Genomic DNA, 26,538 nt, shown 5'->3' with positions numbered 1-26,538 from the left:
ATGGCACCTCGGCACCGGGAGCCCTCACTGCTCCTGACGCCTCCGGCGGCACTGTGGTACCTGGAACCTCCGTGGTCTCCGCCGCCTCTGACGGCACCTCGGCACCGGGAGCCCCCACCACCTCCGAAACGTCCACCGCTCACACCACACCGGGCACCCTCGCCCCCGACGCCCCCCAGGGCTCCGACCACGTCGGCGCCGCGCCTGCCCCGGGCACCTTCGAACTCCCCGTCGCCCACATCACCACCGCGGGCCACTTCTCCCTCGGCGTGCTGGCGGGCGCCGGGCCCAAGGCCGCCCCCGAGTTCATCGGCGCCACCAACCGCGCCGCCCGCCGACGCGAGCGCCTGGCCGACCTCGACGCCCGCATCCGGGCGTTCACCGCCGAACTCTCCGACCTGGAGGAGCGCCTGGCCACCGCGGCCGACCGGGTCAAGGCGTTCGCGCTGGCCCGCACCGACCTGCCCGACACCGCGCCCGTCGCCCGCGCCCTCAAGACCGTCGAGCACCACGCCACCCTCGTCGCCGGGGCCCGCACCGCCCGTGAACAGGCCCGCCTGCGCCTGGACTCCGCCACCGCCGACGTCGACGCCCACCGCACCCGGCTGCGCGCGGCCGCCGCCGAGCGCTCCCTGCCCACCGCCCCCGCCGACCTCGACGCCGTGGCCGCGGCCCTGGACGCGTTCCGCGCCGCCCACCGCACCCTGTCCCAGACCCGTGCCGACGTCGAACGCGCCGAGCACGACCTCGCCGAGCGCACCGCCACCATCGAACGCCTCACCCGGGCCCACACCGCCGACACCCGGACCCACGAGGAGCGCGCCGCCGAGCACGACGAGACCGTGACGCGCCTCCAGGTCCGGCAGGAGAGCGTCGGCGCCCCCGCCCAGGAGATCCTCTCCCGGCTGCGCCGCACCGAGGAGGACCTCGCCCACACCCGCGCCGTTCTCGCCGACCTGCGCGAACGCGCCTCCGCCGCCCGCGACGGCGTCGTCCGCGCCGAATCCGGGATCGAGAACGGCCGCTCCTCCCTCCTCCTCTCCCTGGAGGCCGTGTTCGAGCACTGCGCGGGCCTGGCCCCGCTCACCCGCCCCGGCACCCGGACCCTGCTGGGCGTCGACGGCGACCGCACCTGGCCCGCCCCGGCCCTGTGGCCCGGCGCCGAGGAGGCCGCCGACCGGGTGACCGCCGCCGTCACCGGCGGCACCGCCCCCGCCGAGGCCCTGCGTTCGGTCCTGCCGCCCGGCGCCGCCGACACCCTGGACGCCTTCGCCGCGGCCGTCGGCACCGCACCCGTCACCGAGTCCGCCCTCAAGACCGCGGGCACCCGCATGTCCGAGGCGCTGCGCGTGTTCACCGACGCGCTCGCCGCCACCTCCGACGGCCACCAGGTGGACCACGAGGCCGACCCGAGCGGCATCGTCGTCGTCCACGTCAACGACGAGGCCGGGCGCAACCCCCTCCCGGCCTTCGCGCGCCTGGTCGCCGAACGCGTCGAGGAGCAGGACGCCCTGCTCCGCCGCGAGGAACGCGGCGTCCTGGAGGACGAGCTCCTCTCCGCCATCGCCCAGCAGATCCACGAACGCGTCCGCACCGCCCGCGACCTCGTCCGCAGCATGGACTCCGACACCCGCTCGCGCCCGATGACCTCCGGCACCCGGATCGGCATCCGCTGGACCCGAGCCGACCACCTCACCGACCGCCGCCGCACCGTCGCCGACCTGCTGCGCCGCGACTCCGTCGGCCTGGGCCCGGGCGGCCTCACCGAACTGCGCGGCCTGCTGCGCGACCTGATCCGCGAGTACCACGCCGCCCACCCGCGCGCCACCTACAAGCAGGTCCTGGCCGCCGTCCTGGACTACCGCGAGTGGTACCGGTTCGAACTGCGCAAGGCCGTCCCCGGCCAGGACGAGGTCCGCCTCACCAAGGCCAAGCACGAGGAGATGTCCGGCGGCGAGAAGTCCGCCGCCATCCACCTGCCCCTGTTCGCCGCCGCCAACGCCCTGTACTCCTCCGCCCGCGCCACCTGCCCGCGCCTGATCGCCCTGGACGAGGCGTTCGCCGGCATCGACGACCGCTACAAGCCCGAGCTGATGGGCCTCACCGTCACCTTCGACCTCGACGTGTTCATGACCGGGCACGACCTGTGGGTGCACTACGACAGCGTCCCCATGGCCGCCCACTACGACATGCACCACGACAAGGCGTCCCACACCGTCTCCGCCATGTTCATGCTGTGGGACGGCGCCCAGGTCATCGACGCCGACGCCGGGTTCTCCGGCAACGACGCCCTGTCCTCCCACCTGCTCGGCATCACCCCGAGCCGGTTCGTCCCCCTGGCCACCGAGGGCACCCTGCCCGTCGGCACCGACGAGGCCTCCGACGTCCTCGACCCCGTCTGATCCAGAGGAAACCCATGCCTTCCCACCCCCTGGGCCGCCCCGGGTACGCCCGCCTCCTGGAGTCGGCCCGGCGCACCCTGGAACGCCGCAACGCCGTGCTCGGCGGCAGGGCCACCATCCCCCGCCCCCACCGACGACGAGTGCGCGGCCGTCAGCGGCCTGCTGGGCAGCGACCACCTGCCCGGCGCCCGGAGCATCAGCGTGCCGCTGGACCGCTTGGACGCCGGCGTGCGCCGGTCCACCGGCCAGGGGCTCATCGAGCTCCTGGAGACCCTCGGTCCGCCCCTGCGCCGCCCCCGTGACGAGGAGGAGGACCGGCGGCGGCTCCGCGAGGACGTCCTCGCCCCCGCCCGGGACAGCCCCCTGACCGCCGACGCCTGGTACCGGACCTGGCTGGAGCGCATCTGCGGCAACGGCACCGTCACCAGACTCGTGAACCTGGGCGACACCGACCGGCTGCGCCGGGCCGTGCGGATCCTGGAGATCGTCGACTCTCGCACCGACACGGCGCCGCCGCTGCCCCTGCCGTCCCTGGCCGCCACGACCACCGGGGACACCAAGGCCCTGGAACACCGCGCCCCGCTGACCACCCTCGTCCTGGGCGCCCTCGCCGAACGCACCGGCCTGCCCCGGGCCGACACCGCCGAGGCGGCCCGCGCCCTGTGGGAGGCGCACGGCGTCGTCGGCGACGACCTGGCCAGCCGCGTCCTGGTCCTGGGCCTGCCCGCCACCGGAGCCGGGCTGGGGGAGTGGCTCACCGACGCCGCCGCCCGGGGTGTCCCCTTCCAGGTCACGCTGCACCAGCTCGTCACCCTGCCGATCACCGTGACCGCCCCGGTCGTGCACGTCTGCGAGAACCCCGCCGTCCTGCGCCGCGCCGCCGCCGGGCTCGGCGCGGCCTGCGCCCCTCTGCTGTGCACCGAGGGCTGGCCCTCGGCGGCCTTCCACCGCCTGGCCGCCACGGTCCGCGCGGGCGGGGGCCGACTGCGCTACCACGGTGATTTCGACGCCGCCGGGGTGGCGATGGCCCGGTACGCGATCGACCGCCACGGCGCCTCACCGTGGCGCATGTCGGCCGCCGACTACACCGCCCGCGTCGACGACGCGTTCCCCGCGCTCACCGGCACCGGACCCACCCCGTGGGACCCGGCGCTCGCCGAGGCCATGGCCCGGCACGGACGCGCCGTCCACGAGGAGTCCGTCGACGAGGACCTCCTGCGGGACCTGGCCCTCGACCCGGCCGCGACCCCGCCCCGCCCGGAGGGCGCGGGGTGACGGGCCCGGGCCCGATCTCCCGAACGGCGCACCCCGGGAGTACGGCACGGACGCACACCCGGCCGCTCCCGCTTCGAGGCGCAGGGACTACCCTGACCGGGCGGTGTCGACCCCACGGGGCGGCAACCGCCCGGGGCGGGACGTCCCGCCCGCCCCGGGGAACTCTTCGGGAAAGCCACTGATGCACATCATCAAGAACATCGCCGACTTCACCGGCCGATGGTTCGCACTCCTGGTCCTGGGCGGAGCCGTGCTCGGGCTCCTGCTGCCCGCGGCCGCCGCGCCCATCACGCCGTACATCCCGCTGCTGCTCGGCGTCATCATGTTCGGGATGGGCCTGACCATGCGCCCGGCCGACTTCGCGATCGTCGCCCGCCACCCCAGGGCCGTCCTGTTCGGCGTCCTGGCGCAGTACACGGTCATGCCCGTCCTGGGCTGGGGCATCGCCCACCTGCTCGGCCTGCCGCCGATGCTCGTCGTCGGCATGATCCTGGTCGGTGCCTCCCCGGGCGGTACCGCCTCCAACGTGATCGTCTACCTGGCCCGCGGCGACGTCGCCCTGTCGGTGGCGATGACCTCCGTCTCCACCCTGGCGGCCCCCTTCCTGACCCCGCTCCTGGTCCTGGGCCTGGCCGGGTCCACCCTGCCGGTGGCCGCGGGCGACCTGTTCCTGTCGATCCTGCAGATCGTCCTGGGGCCGGTCATCGCCGGCCTCCTGCTGCGCATGGCCGCCCCGGACCTCGTCGAACGCCTGCTGCCGGCGCTGCCGCTCATCTCGGTGACCGGCATCGTCATCGTCGTCGCGGGGATCGTCGGCGCCAACGCCGACGCCGTCCTGGGCACCGGCCTGCTGCTGGCGCTCGCCGTCATCCTGCACAACGGTCTGGGCCTTGGGCTGGGCTACCTGGTCGGTGTGGCCGGCCGGCTGCCCGAGAGCGCCCGCCGCGCCGTGGGCATCGAGGTCGGGATGCAGAACTCCGGTCTGGCCGTCGCCCTGGCCACCGCCCACTTCTCCCCGCTCGCCGCCCTGCCGGGCGCCCTGTTCTCCGTCTGGCACAACCTGTCCGGGTCGGCCCTGGCCACCTACTGGGCCCGTCGCGCCCCGAAGGACGAGCCCGCTCCGACCCCCTGACCGGGAAACCGGTTACCCGGGCACGACCGTGCCCACACCCGCATTCCGGGTCCGCAACCGGACACTTTTCTTCGGGTGATCATGTCGCGCCGGAGAGTGATGCTTGCCAGGCTGTGGCCATGGCACGCATCCTCTCCGGCCTCCTCGCCCTGTCCCTGACCACGACCGGCGCACACCTCCCCCTCACCCCGACCCCGCCGCCCGCCCCCGCCCTGACGGAGCCCGCCCCGGTCCGCGCGCACGAACCCCTGCGGCGCCCCCGCCCCCACCGCAGGCGCAGGGTCCCCCGCCCGCGCTGTCAGTTCGACTGACGCGGCAGCACCCGGCGCAGCGCCTCCAACACCAGGCCGCCGAGCAAGGCGGCCGCCCCCAGCCCCAACAGCCCGCCCAACCCGAAGCCGAAGGCGCCGACCAGTACCACCGCCACCAGCGAGCCCCCGACGCCGCTCCCGAACCCGGCGTCCTCGTAGACACGGTCGGCCGTGGTCGTCGCCGCCCACGTGTCCTTTCCGGGCACCAACCGGACGTCGGCGACCCGGCCGGGCGTGCACTCCCCGGAGGAGTACACCAGCACCTCCTCGCGCACGGCGTCCTCCCCGGAGGAGTACACCAGCACCTCCTCGCGCACAGCGTCCTCCCCGGGCCGGTACGTCCCGTAGCAGCGCGTCTCGTTGCCCGACCCCTCCTCGTGCGTCACCGTGACCCGGCCGCTCTCCCCGGACCACCCGTAGGCGGCCCCGAGCGCCCGCACCTCGTGCCCGACCACCAGCACCCCGATCGCCAGGAAGAAGCATGCGAACACGGCGGAGGCCACGGCCACCGCCAACCGTCCCACCGGCGACTCGGCCCGCGCCGTCGGCCCCCCGGTGCCCCGCCCCGGCCCCGCCCTCCGCTGCCGCTTCCACCCGCCCATAGGCCACCTCCGCCGAACTCCGATCCCCCCGCCCCCCGCCCCGGTTCTCCCAGTGCCGGCAGTACCGCCCCCCGCCCCGCCCTACACCGGCTCCGGGGGAGATCACGGCTTCTCGCGCTCTGAGTGGCATCGTCCCCGGTGTCCGTTGTGCGCCTCCTGCCGATCCACTCACCGGACCGAGGATATTCGAACCATTCTCATGTTTGTGAATATTGCCCATTAAAGGACTTTCGGCATTCTCTGTGCTCCGTGAGGTCCTCCGCGTCCAGCACGTGGGGGAGAAGATCGGTTTGTGAGGGCGTTCGCATGTTCGTCTCCGGTGATCTTCCGGTACTCGGCGCCATCTCATCCGGCATTCCCCTATGATGGTCCCGGTTTCTTTCCGGTGTTGTCCCCGGAGATCACTCACTCTTCCCTCGAGGACCTCATGGAACTGGTATTCGCTGCGGCCTCCGCAGCCGTCGCCCTTCTTGTCCAAGGTGCGCTCAAGACGATCGGCGAGAAGTCCGGTGGCGCATCCTGGGATGCTGGCAAGGCGGTGCTGGATCGAGTCCGCAGTCGTTTCAGTGGTGATCCTGAGGCCGAGGTGGTGCTTTCGGAACTGGAGGAGGCCCCTGGGGAGGAGTCTTCACAGGAGTCCGTGCATCGGATGCTGGTCTCATATATGGTCCGCGACCAGCGGTTCCGTGAAGAATTGGTGGAGCTCCTGGAGAAGGCGAAGGGCGAGGTCCCGCCCGGTACCTCCATTAACGCCAACGTGATCAAGAACGCCAACGTCTTCAATCAGAAGGTCGAGATCTCAGGAGACTGGAACAGCTGACGGAATCCGTTCCCGGCCCTGACCTCCAGGGCATTCTTGCTGGTCATCGACGTTGAAGGCGGGTTTCGCCACCTTGGTCGAAGAAGAACCTCCCCACCGTGGTGACGGTGTACGGGGAGGGCATCCTCCCGAATCACCTCCTCCGTCACCGGACGGGCGCACCTCCGATGACGGCTCGGAGGAGGGACCGCTCTCTCAAGAGGACGCGCTGGGCGCTCTGCGTCGCGACGCCTTCTCATCCCGGGAGCACACCGAGTCGGCACGCATGTCGGCCCTCACCGACAGCCTCCTCGAACGTTTGCAGGGCGGATCCGGTGCGCTGAGGATCGGCACGCTGGCACTGTTCAATGACCAGGTCCGTTTCGGCGGTGGTTTCCACACCGCACGCGATGGCGTGCCCGCCGCGGGCGCCGGTGCGTCGGACACGGTGGAGCTCCCCGCTGAAAAAGTACGGGAACATGTGGCGGACTTCCTCGCCCCGGACGGATTCGGCCGTGTCCACGAGATCCTCCTCCGGCACAGGAGTGCCGTCCTGGCCTGGCCGGACGGGAGCGGCCGTGAGGCGTTCGCCGTCAACCTCCTGGCCGAGGCGCTGGCTCTGCACGTCGGCGGTGGCAGGGGCGGGATCCTCCGACTCGGGGAACGGGACCGACCACGGGGCTCCGTGTGGAATCCCCCGGACAAGGGGTGCGGATACCTGTTGAGATTGGACGGGGCCGAGGACGCCTCCCCCGGGTACGACCCCACCGGTTTCATCACCCCGGAATGGGTCGAGCAGACGAAGACCACCCTGGAAGCGGCCGGCTCCTACCTCGTGGTCATCACCGATCCTCCCCGGGGAGCCCTGCTCGGGACGGCCGCGCACACCGACGCCATCGTGACCGAGGCCGCCCGGGTCGACCCCCTGGCGATCCTCCTCCGCAGAATCCTGGGAGAGGGGGACGACCCGGGCGGGGAACGGGATCTGCTCGCACGGCTGGAGGAGGCCGGGGCCCTGGAACTCCTGAAGCGCTCCCCTTACCCCAGGGTCGCGATGGCTCTTGCGGCGGCCGTTCACGAGGGGCAGGAACTGCGCGGTGTCGTCCGGCGGCTGGGGGATCCCACGTCGCGTGTCCACCGCTGGTTCGCCCGGCAGCGCTTCCCGGAGAGGGTGGGCTTCGCCCTGGCCGCCGCCGTCCTGAATGATGCCCGCTACCTCAGCGTGTCCGACGCGGCCGTCTCCCTTCACCGCCTATTGACGGAGGACACCCAGGCTCCGCCCGCCCTGCGTTTCCACGAGGAACTGGACACCGTCCACTCCTGGATCTCTTTGAGCGAACCTGCGGCGGTCGGCGAGGCCCCCCGGATCGGCTTCCGCGAAGCCGACGTCCAACAGGCGGTCCTCGCCTACGCGTGGAACCACCTGGACGGGCAGCGCACGGCCCTCATCCGCTGGTTGCGCGGGCTCGTCATCCACCGGGACGTCGAGGTGCAGGCCCGCGCCTGCGTCGCCGTCGCCGTCATGGCGGCCCAGGACATCGACCATGCGCTGCACCGCTTCCTCGAGGACTGGGCGGGCGGCACCTCCCCGAACCACAGGAGGGCGGCCGCGACGGTCCTGGGCGTGGTGAGCGAGGATCCGGACCTGTCCGAGCGGGTGTGGCACCTGCTCCACACCTGGGCCGACCGCCCGGCCAGGGCGGTGGAACGCCGCCTGGCCGCCACGGCCGCGCTCGTCGCCGGGGGGCCGCCAGGGCGCAGGGCCCCCGACTCTGCCATCGAGGTCCTCAGGACGGTTCTGGGCGAGGACGGGACCTGGGACTCCCTTCCCCACGTCGCCGAGGCGCTGTCCTCCCTGGTGGTCCGGGACCGCACCGAACACGTCCTGGGCGCGCTCCTCGACTGGTCTGACCCGCAGGACGACTCCCCGCTGGTCACCAAGTCCCTGATGATGTTCTGCTATGTCGCCGGGGCCGCGGTCGAACCCGTCGACGGCGCACCGGGCTCGCGGCGTTCCTTCACAGCACCGCCCCCGCTGCTGCTCCTCGGGGCGGACCGCCACCTGCGCGATCTCGTCGAACTCTGGAAACGCGCCCTCGCCCGGAAACCCGTTCAGGAGGTCGCGCTCGACGTCCTGCGCGCCTGGGTCGGTCACGTGCACCGGACACCGTCGGCCCGGTCCGGCCTCGTAAGGATCCTCCGCGGGATCTCGGCGGGCGGAGGCCGCCACGATTCGCGGATCTCCTACTGGCTCGACCGTTGGTCCAGGAGCCGGGAGCGGGAGGCGGCCACCGCCGCCGAACTCCTGGCGGCCATCTGAACACCTCCCGGCACTCAGGACCCGGGCGAGGGAGAGATATGGAACAGCTGAGCTACGATCCCCTGCTGACCCAGGAGGAGATACAGCCCTTCAGGCTCTTCAAACCGCTGCAATCCCCCGAACACGGCACGGCCATGGTGCTGGAGCCCCACAAGGGGCAGGCCGTCCTGGTCCGTCCGGGGGAGGAGGTCCCGGACGCGCGGTTCGGGACCTACAAGCGCATGTCCCTTATCGACACGGGCGAACACCGCCTCGCCTTCCAGGTCACCCTGGTGAGCCGGGACCCGTCCTTCGGGTTCCGGGCGACGGTGACCCTCTCCTGCCGGGTGATCGACCCCGTCGGCGTCGTCCAACGCGGCATCAGGGACATGGCGCCCACCCTGAAGGGGCCCCTGAAGCGCATGCTCAGAGACGTCTCCGGCCGCTTCGACATCTCGGAGTTCCATGAGACCGAGCGGGCGCTCAACGAGTCGGTCGCCGCCTTCACCGGGGACTCGGCCATCCGGTTGCGACGCATCGTCGTCGAACTCCAAGTCGATGAAGAGGAGATCACCACCGGTGGCCGAGCCTTCCGGGACAAGATGCGCGCACAGCGGCTGGACGCGATGGGCCGCTCCTACAACCTCAGAATCCTCCGTGAGGAGGGACCGGAGGCGCTCCTGGCGGGAATGCTGGAGAGGGAGGGGGAACGCGCCGTACTCGAATGGATCCGTTCCGAGGAGGTCGCCGAACGCGCCGAGCTCATGCGAGCTCTGGACATGGTGATGGGACATTCCTCCGAGGACAGGGAACCCTTCGACAGCGCCGAGATCGAACGGGACATCGTCCACAGGCTGATCGAGGACCGCTCCTCACGGACGACCGGTTCCATCGGCAGGGTCCGGGGCGCGTTGGGCTCCGGGCGCTCTCCGGGGCATCGCCCGCCCCGGGAACTGGAAGGCGGCACCGGTCCGGAGGAGGCGGGCGACCGTCGCCGCCCGCGGGGCAGGACCATACATGGAGAGTTCGACGCCCCCGTGCCGGTCGGCCCTCCCGAGGACGAACCCCTGCCCCCGACCGAACAGGAGGAACGGCGGGCGAGGCGACCCGAGCGCGGTGACACCTTCTCGGATACCGACCGAGCCCAGCAGCACCGGCCCCGGACCAGCCGTGTCAGGGGGGTCCGGGGCGACGGACGGGGGAACGACCGATGAGGGATGGCCCTTTCGAGACACCGGAACCGCTGACCGACACGACGAACTGGTACTTCTCGGATCCCGGTGTGCACGCCTGGGGGGTATGGACCGAGAAGGTCCCCGGGGCGGGCGAAGACGCCGAACCCCTCTGCGAGCATCACCCCTCCGGCGGAGTCATCGGTGTGTTCGACGGTGCGGGTGGTGCCGGCGGGGCCCAGGCGGACCGGGACCGGCAGGACCGGAGACGTACCGGCGCGTGGATCGCCTCACGAACGGCGGCTCTGGCGGTCAAAGAGTGGTTCCGCGCGGAGGCCGTGGGCGCCGAGGTGTCCCGGTCGGAGGTGGAATCCCTGGAGACCCGGGTCGGCGACTACCTCCGTGCCATGCGACCGCGGGAACGCAGCAGGATCAGCGGCAGCATGGTTCGTCAGCTCCCGACCACGATGGCCGCGGTCACCTACAGGCTGGAGGAACGGCACGTCGTCGCGCACACCTTGTGGGCCGGGGACTCCCGTGTCTATCTGCTCTCCCCGCAGGACGGGCTCATGGCGCTGACCCGTGACCACACCGAGGAACAGGACGCCCTCGCACAGCTTCGCGAGGACCCGCCTATGGACAACCTGCTCCACGCCTCGGGCCGTTTCCGTGTCGACTCCGAACGCGTGGACCTGCGGCAACCCTGCATTCTGCTGTGCGCGACCGACGGGGTGTTCGGCTACCTGCCGACGCCGCACCTCGTGGAACTCCTTCTTCTGGAGAGCCTGGAGCACTCCCCGCAACCGCAGGACCTCTCCGCGGAGATCGAGAGGAGGATCCGCTCTCACACCGGGGACGACGCGACACTGGCCGCCGTCGCGCTCGGGTTCGCCGACTTCGACGAGGTGCGCTCCATGTTCCGCGATCGACTGCACGAGATGCGCAGGGAGTTCGGGGGCCACCCCCCGGGCGGAACACGGGAGGAGGAACGCCGGTGGTGCGAGGACGCCTGGCGGCGTTACCGGGGCACCTACGAATCCCGTCTGTCACCGCTCAGGGAGGAACGCGATGAAGCCCGGTGATGTGATCAACGGTTACCGGATCACCACGAACGCCACCAACGCGGGCGGCGGAAAGTGCATGTGGGCCTTTGCCGAGCGCGACGGCCAGGAGTACTTCGTCAAGCGCTTTCTCGATCCCAAGCGTCCCAAGCCCTCCGCGGGACCTCCCGGTAAACGCCATATCCTCTCCATGCAGGCCTGTGAGGAGTTCGAGGAGCGCCACCGGCGCATCATGGACGCTCTGAAGCCTGAAGAAGACGGCGGCGGGAACCTGGTCTTCGCCCGGGACTTCTTCTGTGAGGGCAGCACCTACTACAAGGTCACCGAGCGCATCGACACGTCCAACCTGGACAGTCCCCACACCCTGGGAGCCCGAGAGAAGGCGATTCTCCTCAAGACGCTCGGGCAGAGCCTGCGCCTGCTGCACGGGATCGACATCGTCCACGGAGACCTCAAACCCGACAACGTCCTGATCCAGCGCCCCACGGTGTTCCACACGGCCAAGCTGATCGACTTCGACGACGCCTACATCAGCGGGAGTCCTCCGCCGCGCGAGGAGGTGGCCGGGGACGCCCTGTACGTGTCACCGGAATGGCTGAGCTACGTCAAGGAGGACGAGGGCGTCGGCCCCGAGCACCTGACCACGGCCTCCGACATCTTCGCCCTGGGGCTTCTCACCCACCTCTACCTCACCGGGGCGCTCCCCTCCTACACGGATGCCCACGACAGTCCGGCCGCCGCGGTCAACGCGGGGGAGACACCGGTGTTCGACCCGCGGCTGACTTCGGGAATGCGCACGCTCATCGGCCGTATGTGCCTCCCGGACCCGGTCGCCCGCCCCGGCGCGGGCGTGTTCGTCAATGCGCTCAACCCTTCCCTGTGCGAACTGGTTCTGCCGAGCGCCGGACCGAAGGCACCCGTGGGGGGCGAGAAGAACACCGTGGCGAGCGCGGAGGCCGGACGCAGTCGGCTACGCACCAACATCGGGGGCGCCGTGGATTCCGAGCCGGCCGCGGCCGATCGGAACCGAGCACACGGCGACCGCCGTTCCAGAGTCCGGATCAACTGGTCCTGAATCCGTACCGTTACGACAGGGAGTACCACGATGAACCAACAGAGCAGGGGAAGCCTGGCCTACGCCGTGGACATCGTCCTGTGCATCGACGTCACCGCCAGCATGGGACCGGTACTGGAGCGGGTCAAGAAGAGCGCCCTGGGCTTCCATTCGCGGCTGGGGGTCGTCATGGGGCAGAAGAGCAAGACGATCAGCCAATTGCGTCTCAGGGTGATCGCCTTCAGGGACTTCGCCGACGACCCGGACGACGCCGTCGAGAGCACGGAGTTCCTCACCTTTCCGGAGCAGGGGGGTGACTTCGAGGACTTCGTGCGCGGCCTGGAACCGACCGGTGGGGGAGACGTACCCGAATCAGCCCTCGAAGCCCTGGCCCTGGCCATCCGCTCCTCCTGGGAGACCGGTCTCGACCGGCGCCGCCACGTCATCGTCATGTTCACGGACGCGCCCGCCCATCCGCTCGGGACCCCCGCCGCCCTCGCCACCCCCACCTATCCCCGGGGCCTTCCCACCTCTCTGGAGGACCTCCACGAGGACTGGGGGTACCCCCGCAGCCAGGACTCCCTGATGGACAACTCCGCCAAGAGGCTCGTGATCTTCGCGCCGGACGAAGAGCCCTGGTCGGAGATCGCCGACGAATGGAATCTGACGATGTTCTTCCCCTCCAGGGCGGGCGAGGGTCTGGAGGAGTTCGAGATGGACGAGATCATCAACACCATCGCGAACAGTCTGTGAGCCGTACATGTCCCAGTTCCCCTGGTCGTCCCTGGGAAGAGGCCGGCGGTCGGGCCGTGCCGTTCGCGACGCGGCGGTGCTCTTCGACTCGACGTTCGGCGAATGTCGCATACGCCTCACCGGAGAGTGGCACATCTATTTCGAATGGGCTGAGGGGAGTGGTCAGGCGGCGTTCTCCATGAGGGACTGCGACCGTGTCCGCGTGGACGAGGAGCAGAGGCCGCTGCGCCTGTCTGTGCGCTTCCGCCCCCGCGGTATGTACATGCGGGAGGGCGACCACGGCGGCATGAACCTCGTCGTGATCGACCTCCACGGTGAACACGAACGCGAAGAGGCCCACCGGCTCGTCGGTATGGTGGTGCACGCTTTTCCGGGACTGGCGCCGACGCCGGTGCACGGTTCCGATGGCGGTGGCCACCCTTTCACGGACCCTCACCAAGGGGTGCCCCCTGACGTTCTTCCGCGGTTCGAGGAGGTCCTCGACCCGTCCCGCGGTTCCTCTGCCGACTACGAGGGCGGGCTGCCCGTCGCCCCCGCCGGGATCCGTTCTCCGGAGCCGGCTTCCGCCCCCCGCGATGAGTGGGACCGCGGTCCTTGGAAGGACTTCTCCGTACATGTGCGGACCCGGGAACTGCACGAGGAGATCCGGTACCGCCTTCGGAGGCCGGACCGACGATGACGACGGACACCTGGCGCTGTCACGCCTGCCATACCTACAACGGCCGGAACCGCAGACAATGCCAGACCTGCGAGGAGCCGCGCGCGGAAGGGAAGGATGAGTCCGTCGGGCGGACCACGCCCACGTGGCGCTGCCACGCATGCGACACCTACAACCCCGGAGGGGTCCTGTCGTGCAAGACGTGCGACACACCGCGAGACGTGACGGCGGTGATCCCGCGCCCCACCGCCGTGAAGGAGGCACCGCGAACCTCCTCGTCCTCACGGGTCAGGGGACCCTCGGCGAAACCCGATGGCGGACCTGAGCGCCCCGCCCGCCCCCGGGTGAGTCGCCCCGCGGACCCGCCACCGGTGAAGCGCACGGCCGCGGACTCCTACGCCGCGGACGATGCGATCTTCTTCCCACCGGTGGAAGGACCCCCCGCGGTCGCGCCGACGGTGGGACCTGCTTCCCCATACGTCGTCCCCCCGGCACCGCCCGGCGGCTGGAGCGGCCCGGGCGGTGCCCCCGCACCGGCGGCGTCGGGGCGGAGCGGTGCCGGCTGTGGGATCCTCGCTGCGGTCGTCGTGGGTGTCGTGCTGCTGTTCCTGCTCACGAGCTGTATCCGATGGATCGGTTCCCTCGCGGAGTCCGCCGGGGACACCCCCGACGGGACGGCGCCGGAGCCCGCCTGCCCGTCCCGGGTCGAGGCGCTCATCCCCGGAGGCGGTGAGGCCGTACTGGTCGACGCGTTCGAGACCGAGGCCCACCGGATCATGCTGTGCGAGGCTTCGGACGGCCAGGTGTACTACCACGGGGAGCTGATCGACGCCACCGAGGACCCCATCCTTCTCCCCGCGGACGACACCGGTGACGGATACATCGCCTGGAACGCGACGTATTCCTATGAGATCACCGATGACGTGGTGATCGTTTCCAACAACGGTTCCGAGCTGGGGCGGTACGACCTCGTCCCGTGGGAGGACCCGGCCTGAGGCGGGTGTCCGCGGTCCCGGCGTCCCGGGACCGCGGACCGCGCCCTACTCGCCCAGGAAGCGGTACCCGAACTGTTCCAGGCGCGCACGTGCCCGCCCCAGTTCCTCCTCGGTGAACAGCGGCGCGAACTCCGGCCGCAGCACCAGCGCCTCCACCGTCAGGTCCAGCCGCCCCCGCTCCCACAGGTTCGCGAACCCGTCCGACACCGCGGGCGCGTGCAACAGCCTGCGGGCCGTCCCCAGCGGCCCCAGCTCCGACAACATCGCCAGGAACGCCGACGCCGTGTAGTCCGCCTCCCGCTTCGCCTTCTCGTACAGCCCCAGCATCGCCTTGCCGAAGTCCACCGTCTCCGGCCCGGCGGCGGCCTCCGGCTCCTCCTCGGTCTCCGATTCCCGCTCCCCGGCCGCGTCCCGGCCCAGCCGGTTCACGTACCCCAGCAGGGAGTCCACCGACGTGAACACCTCATAACCCAGCTCCTGCAAGCGCGGCAGGTCGGCCTGCTCCGGGTCCAGCTCCAGCACCACCGGCTCGCCCTGCCCGCGCTGCAACCCGTCGGGCCAGAACGCCTCCGCCTCCGCGACCACCCGCCCGGTCACCGGGTCGGAGATCACCGTGTCCAGCTCGGGCTCGGCGTACCCGAGCCGCAGCAGTTCGCTCACCATGTCCTGGATCTGCACCGAACGCGCGTCGTCGGTCGCCTCGGCGACGACCACCACCGGCCGCAGCGGCTCCCCGGAGTCGGCCTCGGCGCCGTTCGCCAGCCCGGCCAGGAACGACTCCGCCGCCTTCGCCAGCAGCTCCCGGCGGGCCGCCAGGAAGTCGAGGTAGTTCTCCTCCCTCCACAGGTCCGGGTCCGTGGGGATCCACTGCGAGGCCAACGCCCCGGGGTGTCGCTCCTCCACCTCGGGGAAGTACTCCTCGGGCCTGCGGTCGGAGACCTCCAGGTTGGTCTGCTGTGTCAGGAAGCAGAAGTTGGCGATCGCGTTCACGTGCCCGCGCTCGTAGGTGTTGCGCAGCACCTTCTTGGGGAAGATGTGGTGCATCTGCAGCGACGAGTTGCGTCCCAGCAGCTCCGCCCGCAGCTCCAGTCCGCTGCCGAAGTCGCGTGCCCCCTCCACCCGGGTCAGCATGTACAGCAGCGGGTAGAACCGGGACCCCTTGGTGGACCCCTCGAAGTCGTGCGCCCGCACCTCCAGGCTCCCGCCCCTGGCCCGTTCCAGCGCACCGATCAGCCCGTCCACCCCGGCCTCGGCCAGGATGTCGTAGTCGCTCTGCAGGACGGATTCGGTGGAACCGGCGTAGCGGCCCCACAGAGCGCTGTGCACGTACCAGTACAGGACCCGGTCCCGGTGCGCGGCGTCGTCGAACCGGCCCCCGTTGAGCTCCAGCAGCCGCGACACGACCGGCACCGCATAGCGGCCCATCAGCACCCGGTCGTGGTCCAGCCCCAGCCGCCCCGACACCGCGTCCAGGAACGTCCCCACGTGGTCCACCGAACTCTTCAGCGCCTTCTCGAACCCCGCGGCGTCCACCTTCTCCAGCGCCGTGAACAGCGCCCGACCGGTCGCCACGGCCGTCGCGTTGCGCAGCAGCCAGTCCAGGGTGAACGAGTACCCGGCGCCGCCCCACCGGTCCAGCGCCTCCCGCATCCGCGAACGCGCCTCCGGCCACCGGGCGCACAGCTCGGCCAGGGCCAGGTCGCCCTTGGACAGCTTGGTGCCGCCGGAGTTGACCCGGTTGAAGATGTCGACGACCTCGTCGACGGTCCTGCCCGCCCCGGTGATCTCCTCCTGCGGGAAGTCCTTGTCGAGGATCTGGTTCAGCCGGTTGAGCCGGGTCAGGTACAGGTTCGCCTTCTCGGGCGCGTCCCCGAACCGTGTCAGGTAGGGCACCGGCCCCTGCCGGAACAGCTCGGTGACGTCCACCCAGCGGGGGTCGCCGCTCATCTTCAGCGGCCGGTAGAACTCGAACACCTCGGTGTCGACGTTGAACTGCAATCCGGTGAACGCCTTCTCGTCCCCCTCGAAGAACGCGGGGGCCGCACCGCGGATCACCCCGTACAGAGAGGTGATCCGCTGCTGCCCGTCGAGCAGCAGCAGGTGGGCGCCCCCGCCGGTGAGGCCCCCGCGCACCGCCATGTCCTGCACCGAGGTCTCCCACAGCAGCAGGCTGCCGACGGGGTGCCCCAGGTACATGGACCGCATCAGGCCGCGTACCTGGTCGCGGTTCCACACGTAGCCGCGCTGGAACTCCGGCAGCAGCACCGTTCCGGCGTCGATCTGGTCGAGGAGGGTGGACAGCTTCGCCATGGGGCGTTGTCTTTCTCGTCGGGGTCGGTCGTTGAGGGAACAGGGAGTCGAACAGGGAAACCGGGAGGGGTCACGTCCCCAGGAGCGCTTCGACGAACGGGCTGGGACTCCCGTGCCAGCTCACGCTCAGCCGCTCCCGGGCCCGTGTGCACGCCACGAACAGCAGGCTCCGCTCGCGCAGCAGGTCCCGGGCGTGCGCCCCGGGATCCTCCTCCTCGGGGGTGATGCTCGCGGGCGCGGGCAACTGGGCACCGCCCGCACCCACCACCGCCAGGCACCGGAACTCCAGGCCCTTCATCCGGTGCATGGTGCCCACCGACACCGCGGCGGAGGGGAGGTCCGTACTCAGGTTCACGGCGGGCACCCCGGCCTCCTCCAGCGACAGCAGTACCTCGTCGACCGCGCGCCCCGACCGGGCCGCGACACCGATCTCGCCGGGCAGCACATCGGAGTCCAGCCACTGCCGCACGGTCGACACCAGGTGCCCGAGCTCAGCCTCCCAGGAGGCGGCCCCCTTCAGGAGCGGGCCGTCCCCGTGCATCTCGGAGCGGCAGCCCGCGATGTCGTCCAGGCCGCCCTCCAGGTCGTCGACGCGCTGACCGCTCATCAGGGACAGCCCCCACCCGAGGATCTCGGCGGTGGTGCGGTAGTTGAGGCGCAGCCGGGACGAGCGACCGCGCGTCTCGATGCCCAGCTCGGCCAGGTTCACCTTCGGCCCGTAGATGCGCTGGTGCGCGTCCCCGGCGATGAACAGGTCGTCGCCGCCCCGGGGCGCGGCCGCCCGCAGCAGCCGCCACTGGCCGGGGTGCAGGTCCTGCGCCTCGTCCACCACCACGTGCTGGAACGGCTTCTCCGCGTCGGGCCCGGCCGCCAACACGCGGGCGGCCTCCTCGCACACGGTCTCGTGGGTCCACCACCCCTCGGCCTCCAGCTCGCTGCGGAACTCCGAGACGGCCTGCCACACCCGGGCCTTCCTCGCGGGGGACAGGGCCCGGCCCCGCCCGGTGCGCTTGGCCGCCAGGTAGTCGTCGGCGGTCTCCACCCGCCGGGCCAGCACCACCTGGCGCCACTCCTGGGCCAGGAACGCCGGAGCCATATCCACCCCGGCCCGCTCCGCGGCTGCCCGCCACAGCGCGTGCTCCCGGGCGGTGTCCAGCAGCCGGGGGCGGCCGTGCGCCTCACGGAACACCCGGTGGGCGAACCGGTCAACGTTCTCCACCCGCACCTGCGCGGCGGCCGCCCCGTCCCCGGACCGCTCGGAGAGCAGGGACAGCCCCTCCTCCAGCGCCCTGGCCAGGGTCGAGGTGAACGTGGTCAGCAGCACCGGCCCCGTTCCCCGCCCGGCCAGCCGGTGGGCGCGGTGCAGGGCCACGACGGTCTTGCCGGTGCCCGGCCCGCCGCTGACCCGGGCCGGCCCCCGGTGCGAGGCCTCCACCGCCGCCCGCTGGGTCGGGTGCAGGTAGATCCGCCACAGGTCGAAGGGGCGCCGCAGCGTCGCCAGGAGCTCCTCGGGCCCCTCCACCAGCAGGACCCGGTCGGGGCTGCGCCGCACCGCCGCGTCCAGGTCGTCGGGGTCCACCTCGCCGGTGATGTGCGCGCCGAGTTCGCCCCACACCTCCTCCGGGGACATCCCCGACGCCAGCCCGTACAGCACCTGCCACTGCACCGGCGGCAGGAAGCCCTGTGCGGCCTCCAACTGGGCGACGTCGGTCAGCGCGCGGGCGAACCCCAGTGTCTGCTCGTCGATCCCCAGCCGCCCCAGGTCGGGGTCGGAGACCCCGTCGAACAGCAGGGCCGGAGAGGACCGCGCCATCTGCTTCAGGAAGGGCAGGCTGGAGTCGATGGCCTCCACGTCGCGCAGCTCGATGGCACCGGTGGCGGTGTTCACCGAGGCCCTGCGCTTGCGCGCCCAGGCGTAGGCGTCGTCGTGGGGGAGTACCTTGAGCAGCGTGTAGGTGTCCCCCTTCGCCAGGGCCAGCACCACACCGCGCCAGAACCTGTCGATCCGGACGGTGCGGAACCGGTCGTCGCGGGCGGCGCTGACTTTTTCCAGGTGCAGACCGGTGTGCGTGGCCTCCTCGAATTTGGAGAACACTTCGCACACCCGGTCCCTGACGTGTTTCTCCAGTGCGGAGAACTCGCGGAAGAACTCCTTGTCCAAGGCGAGCTGGGCCACGGCATCGGTTTTCGTTGTCGGGGGAGGCACCCGGGCACCTGGGCGGTCCGCGGTCTTCGGAGCGGGCGAGGGGCCGAACCGCACGGGCGGTCCCGAGTACCGGGGGTCACGGTCAACCTATCCGCCTTCGGGCCTGCTCACACGGCCGAAGGTCCTTCTTCACCCGAGCTGTGACCGAAGCGCCGACCATGTCGTCCGTCACGCGGTGACCGGATCCGGCCACCGCCGTGACGGACGAGGGATCGCCTTCCGGGATCTTCGTGCAGGTGGACCCGAGAACGGTGGACGGGGGTGACCGCGACCACCCGTGCACAGGCGTTCGGGAAGCACCGGGGGCATCGGAATCCGGTCCCACCCTTCCGATACATTCTGCTCTCGAACCATTCGTCCCCGTAATGACCGGAGCGCCGCTCCGGCATTCACCCCCGTGAGACGGAGCCACCCCATGTCGACGTGGAACATCCAGCCCGGTGAGGTCGGAGGCATCCTCACCACCGTGTTCTCCCACATCGGGGACGAGGAGGGCACCAGCGGCCTGACCGGGAACATGACCGACCTCGGCGGACACCTGGTCGACGCCGACACCCACGCCGCCAGCGGCCCGATCGGCCTGGCGCTCGGCGAGTTCGCCGAACACTACTTCGGGGTGCTCGGAGACACGGTCGGCCTGGCCTCACGCGCCGTCAACGGTGCCGGCGAGGCCACCCTCCACTACGTCGAGGGCGACCTGGAGATGGCCGCGGAGGCCCAGGACGCCGTGATCACCGCGGACCTGGACGAGGAGCGGCCGCCCGGCGTCAGCCCCTACTGACGGCAGAGCCCCGACCCCGTCCCCGACCCCTGAGAGAACATGCCCTCCTCCACCCCCTGGGACAGCGGCGGCGCCTACGCCTGCCTCCCCAACGGCGCCGTCGACCCCACCCTCATCCCCATCCCCGACGTGGACCCCGACGAACTGGAGGCCACCGCCACAAAACTCACCGGGACCGGCGGTGACATCGGGCGGTCCGGCACCGACATCACCGGTTCGTGGGCCGGCCTCAGCGGTGTCTACAGCGCCCCCGAGGCCGAGACGCTCTTCGCGAAGATGGACCCGGTCGGCTCCGACACGGCCGATGTCCAGGACGCGGTGGGCACCGCCGCCGACGCCCTCTCGACGTTCGCGGAGGAGGCCCGTGAGATCAAGGCCAGGCTCGTCTCCCTCAAGGGTCGGGCCGAGGACCTGCGCGCCGAGATCGGCACCGACGAGGACTGGGCCGATGACGACGACCTGCGGGGTCGCAACAACGCCCTCAACAACCAGGTCGCCGACGCCGTCTTCGAGTACCAGTACGCCGAGCGGAACTGTGCCAACAAGATCACCGGCCTCTTCGGCGGCACCTACTTCGCGGGCTGGTCCGAGCTGTCGCCCGAGGTTCCGGGCCGGACCAGAGACGGCCGGGAGCGGGCGTACTACGGCACCTTCAAGCCCCTGGTCGACGCGGCCAACCCGTGGGGGAGCCCGGTGGACGCCCCGCCGGCCGGCGGGATCCTCGGGGACGGCCTGGCGGCCCTGGGCGACCTGGGCGCGGGGGCACTGCTCGGCCTCGGCGCGACGACCGGTATGTACCGGGACGGGCAGATGGCCTACCCGTTCGGCACCGAGTGGCAGCAGAACATGGGCGCTCACTTCGGGGAGTTGGGGGAAGGGTACGCGACCCTGACCGGGTTCTACGTGGACGGGCAGTGGACCGGCCACGACTCGGTCGACGAGTGGTACTTCCACTTCAGCGGGGCCGCGGGTGAACTGGTGGGGTCGTACTTCGCCTATGACCAGTGGGAGGACCGCCCGGCCTACTCGATCACCACCGGTATCGCGAACACGGCGCTCCTCGCCGGCGGTGTCGGAGTGTTCAAGTTCCTCCTCGACAACCCGGCCGGGATCGGCAACGGACCGGACCTCGGGGAGCCCTCGCCGGACTTCGGGAACGGGTCCTCCTCCAACGGCGGCCACCACGGGGGTTCCGGAGAGCGCCCGGGCGGCTCCTCGCTCCCGGGACAGGAGGGCTTCGGCGGAGGGAACGACGGCACACCCTCCCTGACCGAGACCCGGCAGACGCTCAGCGACCTCAACGACCTCAACGGCACGAACCGGTCCAGCGGTCCGAGCGGTCAGGGGACGGGCACCGCCGACCCCGGCACACCGAGCGGCCAAGGGACCTCCGGCACGGACACGAATGCCACCCCGTCCGCTTCGGGCACGAACGGCAACGGCAGTACGTCCAACGACCCGTGGGCCGCATCGCCGGTCAACGGCACCGACCCGGCGCTCTCCTCCCCGAACACGGCGAACGGTGCGGACCCCTCCTCCTCACATCCCGCGAACGCGAACGGTGTTTCGGGTGGCAGCGGTGGCGGCGGTGGCAGCGTCACGAACGGCACGGATGCGAACGGAACCGGTGCGAACCCGGTGGACCCGAACACCCCCGCGAACGCCGACCCGGGCTCGGGTTCCACCGATGGGGGAGAGAACGGCGGCGACCCCCAGTCGGTCACGGGCGGCCAGGACCCGAACGGCGGCCAACAGAGCGGTTCCAATACCGGTACCGCCACCTCCCCGACCGACGGCACCACCGCACACCCGCTGCCCGCACCGCCACCCGACCCGACGGCGTCCTACCCGGGACACCTGGACGCGGAGGGCATCCGGCGCTTCGCCGACGAGTCCGAGGTGGACGCCTACGCACAGCAGGTGCTGCTGGACCCGACGGTCAACCCGCACGCCTTCGACAACCTCCCCGCCGAGCAGCGGGACGCGGTGCTCAAGTACACCACCAACTCCTGGGTGAACGCCGTGGCGCGTGCGGGCGACTCCGCCGCCGGGCAGCGCCTTCTCGATTCCTGGGTCGATCGGGTGAACTCGGCCATCGCATCGGGAGACATGCGTTACCGAGGGTGGGATCTGTACGAGCTCAACGGTCGGGTCAGACCGACGCTGAACGATCTCGTCACCGCTCGTTCGAGGACGGACCTGACACCGAATCAACGTTCTCTCGTGGAAGAGGTCCTCAACCACCGATATCCACACCTCGCCCTCAACCATTGGCTCTCCCGGTCGGGGCCGCTCGGTGCCGCAGCGGAGACCAACGGCGGGCGCTATCCCGATGTGAATGATGCCCATGACCTCATGGCGGATCTCGACCCTGCGGTGGCCCGTCCCCTGCCCGAGGGGGTCGAAGCGGTCAGAGGGTTGCACAGCCTCGATCATCTGGACGGGTTCGATCCGAATGATCCCTATGCATTGGTGGGGACAGACCAGACGGAGACGGGTTATATGTCAACCTCACTCGGAAGTAATCTCACCACGGTGGATGGAAAGCCCTTCCCCTATACGGTCAATCTCAAAGTTCCCCCTGGAGCCGAAGGGCTGTGGGTGGGGGAGAGGAGCCGATACCCCTCCCAGCGAGAACTCATCCTCGCGAGAGGCACCGAATACCATATTGATAATGTCCGGCATGTCGGTGGCAGATGGATCATCGACGCGACTATCACTGTGAGCTGAAAACGTGGATTCGGAAGGGGGGCCAATGCGGGAAGAGAAGTGGGGGAGCGGTGCGGGGTATCTGTTCTCATGGGAGAAGCCCGTGTCTCACTACCCGGTGGTGCTCGACGGTGTCGTCATCGGCCATCTGTGGGCTGCACAGGACCCGCAGGGGAGTGCCGCCGGATATCTGCCCGTGGTGTCAGCCCTCGACCTGGAGCCCCGTATCCGCGCTGTCATCGTCTGGGACGAGCGCTTCAAGGAGTCCTTCCTTGCAGGGCTCACATCTGAGCAGGCCCTGGAGCGCTGGCGCCGAGCCGGTGCGCACCCGGAGGCCGGCGGTGTTCCCGCCGATGCCGTTGCACAGACCGCGCCGGGTAGTGAGGCCCTATCGCAGGCGATCAACCCCGATTACACCGGGCCTTCACTCGACGAGGTCCCGGACGACGGTCCCGACCTCTTCCCGGAAATGGACCGCTGGAGTGATGTGTCGTTCGCTCCGGTGACGCTCGGCCGTACCTTCGATACCGTCACCGACCAGCCGGTGCGCTACCTTCCTGTGCACCTCGGAGATGAGCTGATCGGGTACCTGTGGGCGTCGGTCACCGACGAGGCGGCCGATTTCCAGTTCCTCCTTCCCGGTGACGTGACCGGCAACCGGGCCCGCGGCTGGTGGTTGACCGAGTTCCGGCACCTCCGGGAAAGCGGAGTGACCCCGCTCCAGGCCCTGTGCTCACGTATCGGCTCCCCCGAGGACCCCAAGGGCGGCCGGATCGACGCCGACGCCGAGGAGCGCACCGCTCCCAGCCTGGACGCCCTCAAGGAGATCGCCCGCCGATGACCACGGCGCTCACCGCCACGACCGTCCCCACCCCCTCCCTACCCGTGGGCCGGACCCTGGTGGCACTGCTCCACGCCCGGCCGACCCTCTCCGGCCTGCTCGACGCCCTGCGCACCACCGGGCTGCGCCCGCACCCGGTGGCCGACGGCGTGCTCATCGAGCTGCGCGACGCCGCCGACCGGACCGTCGCCGCCGTGCAGGCGGCCCGGCACGTCACGGTCCTCGCCGAGGCCGAACGCCTCCTCGGCCCACTGGACGACGAGGACACTCCCGCCCAGCCCTGGTGGGTGGAGGTCCGTGCCGCCCACCCCGACGCCTCCGTCGCCCTGACGGCCTTCACCACCGCCCTGACCGACCGCTACGGCGGGACGGTCCGCCCCTCACCACCCGACGCGACCGCCCCGGCGCCCGGGACCCCCTCCGTCCCCGCACCCCACCCCGCGCTCACCGCCGCCACCGAACACACCCTCCTCACCGCCGACGACCGCCCGCTCGTCCCCCTCTCCGCGATGCTCGGCGACGCCCTGGCCACCCACGGCCCGCAGAGGAGCGCCCTCCAGATCGTCACCCCTCCGGGCAGCACGGCCACCCCGCTGCTGGCGGCCTTCCTCGCCGCCAGCCCCCTCTTCCGCCAGGTCATCGCCACCGACCCGGCCACCCACCACGACGCCTTCACCGGCGAACCCCTGACCTGGGACGAGCGCCACGGCTTCGTCCCCGACACCCCCGTCCTGCACGAACGCGGCCCCCACCCCGACCACATCCCGACCGAGGAGAACCACGCCCCGGGGTGGCGGCTCACCGCCGAACTCACCACCCTCCACCCGGCCACCGAGGACCTGCTCCTGGGCGAGGCCGCCGAACTCCTCGCCACCCACCTGGCCGGTGGCCGGATCGCCCTCTTCGACACCGGCGAACCCCTCTGCCTGCCCTGGGACCCGGTCGCCCTGACCCGCCTGTGCCGTGAGCGCGCCCCGGCGTCCTCGCTCCTGCTGTTCTCCGGAGCACCCGACACCGTCCGGGACCCCGGCACCCTCGACTTCCACGGCATCCTGCGCGTCCAGCGGGTCCGGGAGGGTGTCAAGGAGACCGCCTCCCTCACCGTCGTCCACCCGCCGGGGACCGAACCCGACCTCGACGCGATCCCGCGCGCCGTCGCCGCCCTCGCCTCCCGGGGCCTGCTGCGGACCCTGTCCGTCTCCCGCCGCCCCGGCACCCGGCCCGAACCCCGCTGGACCGGGTTCCCCGCCCCCGTCGGCCTCGCCCTGGGCCCCGAGGGCCTCATCGAACTCGGCATCACCGACCCCGCGACCGCCCCCGTCCCGGTCCGCCTCATCGGACCCCGGCTCACCCCCGCCGCCTGGTACCGGGTCGGCGACGGCACCCGCCCCGAGGACTGGAACCGCCTGCGCCTGCTCCACCGCCATCTGGACCCCGAACGCCGATAGAAGCCGCGGAGGAGTCCCTCCCACGCCCACTCGCCCGTGAGCCCGATCCGGCCCGCGCAGCCCGCCCTTTGCCGGGCGCTCCTCAGAACTCCGAGGCCCGTTGCAGCGAGCCGTCGATCCGGAGCACCGTCGGATGCTCCTCACCGTGCAGCCGGACCAGGTCCGCGCGCAGCCCCCGCAGAGTCCGCTCCGCCTCCTCCCGGTGCCCGGCGCCCAGCTCCAACAGCCCGATCTGGTGCCGCAGCTCCAGGGGGCGCGGGTCGTCCGCCCCGAGTTCGGCGACCTCGTCCGCCAACAGCCCCCGCAGCAGCTCCAGCGCCCGCACCGCGTCCCCGCCCAGCGCACGGCAGGTGGCGTCCTGCAACCGGCAGCGGAACATCAGGGACACGTCACCGCCGGGGGAGTTCTCCAGGTCCTTCGCCAGCGCCGCGTACAGCGGTCCCGCCTGCCGGAAGTCACCGCTCTGGAACAGGATGTTGGCGCGCTCCAGCCGCAGCTCCACCACCTCCGGGTCGGTGCCGCCGAACGCGGACGCCGCCCGGACCGCGGCCCCACGCAGCGCCTCGGCGGCCTCCCGGTTCCGCCCCTGGGAGACCAGCCCGCTCGCCGCCAGCCGCGCCTCGGACACCGCCGAACGGTCGATGGCCGGCAGGTCCGTCCCCGCGCGCGGCCCCGGCCCGGGCTCGGGAGCGGACCCGGCCGCCGTACCCCCGCCCCGCTCCCGGTCCTTCTCCGGCCCCGGGGCCGAGGCCACCCGGGACAGCGCCGCCCCGTACATGCGGTGCGGGTTGGGCCTGGACGGCGGGTGCAGCGCCTGGGGCATCGGCTCCAGGTCGCCGACGAACCCCATCAGCCTCCCGTACACCTCCACCGCGTCCTCCGGCCGGTCCTCCGGCTTCTTCTCCAGCAGCGCCGCGATGACCTCCGACAACCCCGACGGCACGTCCGACCGCACCGACCGCACCCGCTCCGGCGTCTCGTTGGCCTGCTTGGACGCCACCGCCCACGGGGTGGACGCCCGGAACAGCCGCCTGCCGGTGAGCATCTCGAACAGCACGCACCCCAGCGCGTACAGGTCGCTGCGCGGGGTGGCCCGGCCCGCCATCAGCTGCTCGGGCGCCATGTACTCGGGTGTGCCCGGCGTGTGCCCGGTCCGGGTGATCTGGGACATGTCCGTGCGGTCCAGCGCCACCGCCAGCCCGAAGTCCAGGACCTTCACCGTCCCGGTCTTCTCCAGCATCAGGTTGGTCGGCTTCAGGTCCCGGTGCACCAGCGACGCCCCGTGCGCGGCGGCCAGCACCGAGCACACCTGCGCCCCGATCCCGGCCGTCCACCCCACCGACAGCCGCTCCTGCTCGCCGATGAGGTCGCCGACGCTCATCCCGTCGATGCGCTGCATCACCAGGTAGGGCCGCCCGTCGCCGTCGGTGCCCGCGTCGAACACCGACGGCACCCCGGGGTGCTGGAGCTCGGCGGTGATCCGCGACTCGCGCACGAACCGGTCCACCATCTCCTTGCGCTCGGCCTCGTCGGCGTCGTGCGGGAACCGGATGAACTTCACCGCGACCCGGCGCTTCAACCGCAGGTCATGGCCCTCGTACACGGTTCCCATGCCGCCGCGCCCCATCGGCACCGGCTCCAGCGCATACCGCTCGCCGAGCACCCACCTGCCGCCGACCGCTCCGGTCATCTCTCCAGCTCCCGTGACCTCGCCCGGCACGGCCGGCCGC

General features: G+C 71.4%; 20 protein-coding genes. 16 read left to right on the top strand and 4 right to left on the bottom strand.

The window, feature by feature from the left end:
- The 4 genes from QJS33_RS19955 to QJS33_RS19940 all read left to right on the top strand — a co-directional run.
- On the top strand, positions 1-2,402 hold a 2,402-nt coding region (locus QJS33_RS19955), incomplete at its 5' end, for an SbcC/MukB-like Walker B domain-containing protein (RefSeq protein ID WP_306369546.1).
- Between the two features lie 159 nt (positions 2,403-2,561).
- Positions 2,562-3,677, top strand: a complete 1,116-nt coding sequence (locus QJS33_RS19950) for a TIGR02679 family protein (protein WP_306369547.1) — start codon at positions 2,562-2,564, stop codon at positions 3,675-3,677.
- 181 nt (positions 3,678-3,858) lie between these two features.
- Positions 3,859-4,809: a bile acid:sodium symporter family protein gene (locus QJS33_RS19945; RefSeq protein ID WP_306369545.1), complete on the top strand. Its 951-nt coding sequence runs from the start codon at positions 3,859-3,861 to the stop codon at positions 4,807-4,809.
- 119 nt (positions 4,810-4,928) lie between these two features.
- The gene (locus tag QJS33_RS19940; protein ID WP_306369544.1) at positions 4,929-5,120 is read left to right on the top strand and encodes a hypothetical protein; all 192 of its coding nucleotides are present in this window, start codon (positions 4,929-4,931) and stop codon (positions 5,118-5,120) included.
- Here QJS33_RS19940 and QJS33_RS19935 read toward each other — a convergent pair.
- Entirely contained in the window at positions 5,108-5,629 is a 522-nt protein-coding gene (locus QJS33_RS19935; protein ID WP_306369543.1) for a hypothetical protein, read from the bottom strand. The genes QJS33_RS19940 and QJS33_RS19935 overlap by 13 nt on opposite strands.
- A 520-nt stretch (positions 5,630-6,149) precedes the next feature.
- On the opposite strand from QJS33_RS19935, the gene QJS33_RS19930 reads away from it, so the two are divergent.
- The 8 genes from QJS33_RS19930 (at position 6,150) to QJS33_RS19895 (ending at position 14,513) form a co-directional block, all read left to right on the top strand.
- Positions 6,150-6,542 carry a hypothetical protein gene (locus QJS33_RS19930; protein WP_306369542.1) on the top strand — a complete coding sequence of 131 codons (393 nt, stop codon included), beginning with the start codon at positions 6,150-6,152 and terminating at the stop codon, positions 6,540-6,542.
- A 265-nt stretch (positions 6,543-6,807) separates the two neighbouring features.
- Entirely contained in the window at positions 6,808-8,841 is a 2,034-nt protein-coding gene (locus QJS33_RS19925) for a hypothetical protein (RefSeq protein WP_306369541.1), read from the top strand.
- 38 nt (positions 8,842-8,879) lie between these two features.
- Complete coding sequence (locus QJS33_RS19920; protein ID WP_306369540.1) at positions 8,880-10,034, top strand: hypothetical protein; 1,155 nt, start codon at positions 8,880-8,882, stop codon at positions 10,032-10,034.
- Entirely contained in the window at positions 10,031-11,074 is a 1,044-nt protein-coding gene (locus QJS33_RS19915) for a protein phosphatase 2C domain-containing protein (RefSeq protein ID WP_306369539.1), read from the top strand. The genes QJS33_RS19920 and QJS33_RS19915 overlap by 4 nt, the downstream gene beginning before the upstream one ends.
- On the top strand, positions 11,061-12,128 hold the full coding sequence (locus QJS33_RS19910) for a serine/threonine protein kinase (RefSeq protein ID WP_306369538.1): 1,068 nt from the start codon (positions 11,061-11,063) through the stop codon (positions 12,126-12,128). The genes QJS33_RS19915 and QJS33_RS19910 overlap by 14 nt, the downstream gene beginning before the upstream one ends.
- 30 nt (positions 12,129-12,158) lie before the next feature.
- Positions 12,159-12,860 (top strand): vWA domain-containing protein, encoded by a 702-nt coding sequence (locus QJS33_RS19905; RefSeq protein ID WP_306369537.1) that lies wholly within the window; start codon positions 12,159-12,161, stop codon positions 12,858-12,860.
- A 7-nt stretch (positions 12,861-12,867) separates the two neighbouring features.
- Positions 12,868-13,539, top strand: a complete 672-nt coding sequence (locus tag QJS33_RS19900) for a hypothetical protein (protein ID WP_306369536.1) — start codon at positions 12,868-12,870, stop codon at positions 13,537-13,539.
- A gap of 566 nt (positions 13,540-14,105) precedes the next feature.
- A complete protein-coding gene (locus QJS33_RS19895) occupies positions 14,106-14,513 on the top strand; it encodes a hypothetical protein (protein ID WP_306369535.1) in 408 nt (135 codons plus the stop codon).
- Between the two features lie 45 nt (positions 14,514-14,558).
- Here QJS33_RS19895 and QJS33_RS19890 read toward each other — a convergent pair whose 3' ends face one another.
- Both QJS33_RS19890 and QJS33_RS19885 read right to left on the bottom strand, forming a co-directional pair.
- Positions 14,559-16,823, bottom strand: coding sequence for a DUF262 domain-containing protein (locus QJS33_RS19890; protein ID WP_306369534.1), 2,265 nt, complete (start codon positions 16,821-16,823; stop codon positions 14,559-14,561).
- 70 nt (positions 16,824-16,893) lie between these two features.
- Entirely contained in the window at positions 16,894-18,999 is a 2,106-nt protein-coding gene (locus QJS33_RS19885) for a UvrD-helicase domain-containing protein (RefSeq protein WP_306369533.1), read from the bottom strand.
- A 445-nt stretch (positions 19,000-19,444) separates the two neighbouring features.
- Between QJS33_RS19885 and QJS33_RS19880 the strand changes: the two genes are divergently transcribed.
- From QJS33_RS19880 to QJS33_RS19865, 4 genes are all read left to right on the top strand, one after another.
- The gene (locus tag QJS33_RS19880; protein ID WP_306369532.1) at positions 19,445-19,810 is read left to right on the top strand and encodes a DUF6507 family protein; all 366 of its coding nucleotides are present in this window, start codon (positions 19,445-19,447) and stop codon (positions 19,808-19,810) included.
- Positions 19,811-19,849: 39 nt separating this feature from the next.
- Positions 19,850-22,540: an ADP-ribosyltransferase gene (locus QJS33_RS19875; protein WP_306369531.1), complete on the top strand. Its 2,691-nt coding sequence runs from the start codon at positions 19,850-19,852 to the stop codon at positions 22,538-22,540.
- Positions 22,541-22,640: 100 nt separating this feature from the next.
- Complete coding sequence (locus QJS33_RS19870) at positions 22,641-23,360, top strand: hypothetical protein (protein ID WP_306369530.1); 720 nt, start codon at positions 22,641-22,643, stop codon at positions 23,358-23,360.
- Positions 23,357-24,808: a DUF6177 family protein gene (locus tag QJS33_RS19865; protein ID WP_306369529.1), complete on the top strand. Its 1,452-nt coding sequence runs from the start codon at positions 23,357-23,359 to the stop codon at positions 24,806-24,808. Before QJS33_RS19870 ends, QJS33_RS19865 begins: the two co-directional genes overlap by 4 nt.
- 82 nt (positions 24,809-24,890) lie before the next feature.
- On the opposite strand, the gene QJS33_RS19860 is transcribed toward QJS33_RS19865, so the two are convergent.
- Positions 24,891-26,498, bottom strand: a complete 1,608-nt coding sequence (locus QJS33_RS19860) for a serine/threonine-protein kinase (protein ID WP_306369528.1) — start codon at positions 26,496-26,498, stop codon at positions 24,891-24,893.
- Positions 26,499-26,538 lie beyond the last annotated feature (40 nt).

This window comes from Nocardiopsis sp. CC223A (genome assembly GCF_030766825.1).
Taxonomy (GTDB): domain Bacteria; phylum Actinomycetota; class Actinomycetes; order Streptosporangiales; family Streptosporangiaceae; genus Nocardiopsis.
The sequence above is the reverse complement of the archived record's forward strand: the minus strand, read 5'-3'. Positions and strand labels throughout refer to the sequence as shown.

Coding starts and splice junctions, on each gene's coding strand:
- QJS33_RS19945 (WP_306369545.1), top strand. CDS start 3,859: ATGCACATCATCAAGAACATCGCCGACTTCACCGGCCGATGGTTCGCA.
- QJS33_RS19940 (WP_306369544.1), top strand. CDS start 4,929: ATGGCACGCATCCTCTCCGGCCTCCTCGCCCTGTCCCTGACCACGACC.
- QJS33_RS19930 (WP_306369542.1), top strand. CDS start 6,150: ATGGAACTGGTATTCGCTGCGGCCTCCGCAGCCGTCGCCCTTCTTGTC.
- QJS33_RS19925 (WP_306369541.1), top strand. CDS start 6,808: ATGTCGGCCCTCACCGACAGCCTCCTCGAACGTTTGCAGGGCGGATCC.
- QJS33_RS19920 (WP_306369540.1), top strand. CDS start 8,880: ATGGAACAGCTGAGCTACGATCCCCTGCTGACCCAGGAGGAGATACAG.
- QJS33_RS19915 (WP_306369539.1), top strand. CDS start 10,031: ATGAGGGATGGCCCTTTCGAGACACCGGAACCGCTGACCGACACGACG.
- QJS33_RS19910 (WP_306369538.1), top strand. CDS start 11,061: ATGAAGCCCGGTGATGTGATCAACGGTTACCGGATCACCACGAACGCC.
- QJS33_RS19905 (WP_306369537.1), top strand. CDS start 12,159: ATGAACCAACAGAGCAGGGGAAGCCTGGCCTACGCCGTGGACATCGTC.
- QJS33_RS19900 (WP_306369536.1), top strand. CDS start 12,868: ATGTCCCAGTTCCCCTGGTCGTCCCTGGGAAGAGGCCGGCGGTCGGGC.
- QJS33_RS19890 (WP_306369534.1), bottom strand. CDS start 16,823: ATGGCGAAGCTGTCCACCCTCCTCGACCAGATCGACGCCGGAACGGTG.
- QJS33_RS19880 (WP_306369532.1), top strand. CDS start 19,445: ATGTCGACGTGGAACATCCAGCCCGGTGAGGTCGGAGGCATCCTCACC.
- QJS33_RS19875 (WP_306369531.1), top strand. CDS start 19,850: ATGCCCTCCTCCACCCCCTGGGACAGCGGCGGCGCCTACGCCTGCCTC.
- QJS33_RS19865 (WP_306369529.1), top strand. CDS start 23,357: ATGACCACGGCGCTCACCGCCACGACCGTCCCCACCCCCTCCCTACCC.
- QJS33_RS19860 (WP_306369528.1), bottom strand. CDS start 26,498: ATGACCGGAGCGGTCGGCGGCAGGTGGGTGCTCGGCGAGCGGTATGCG.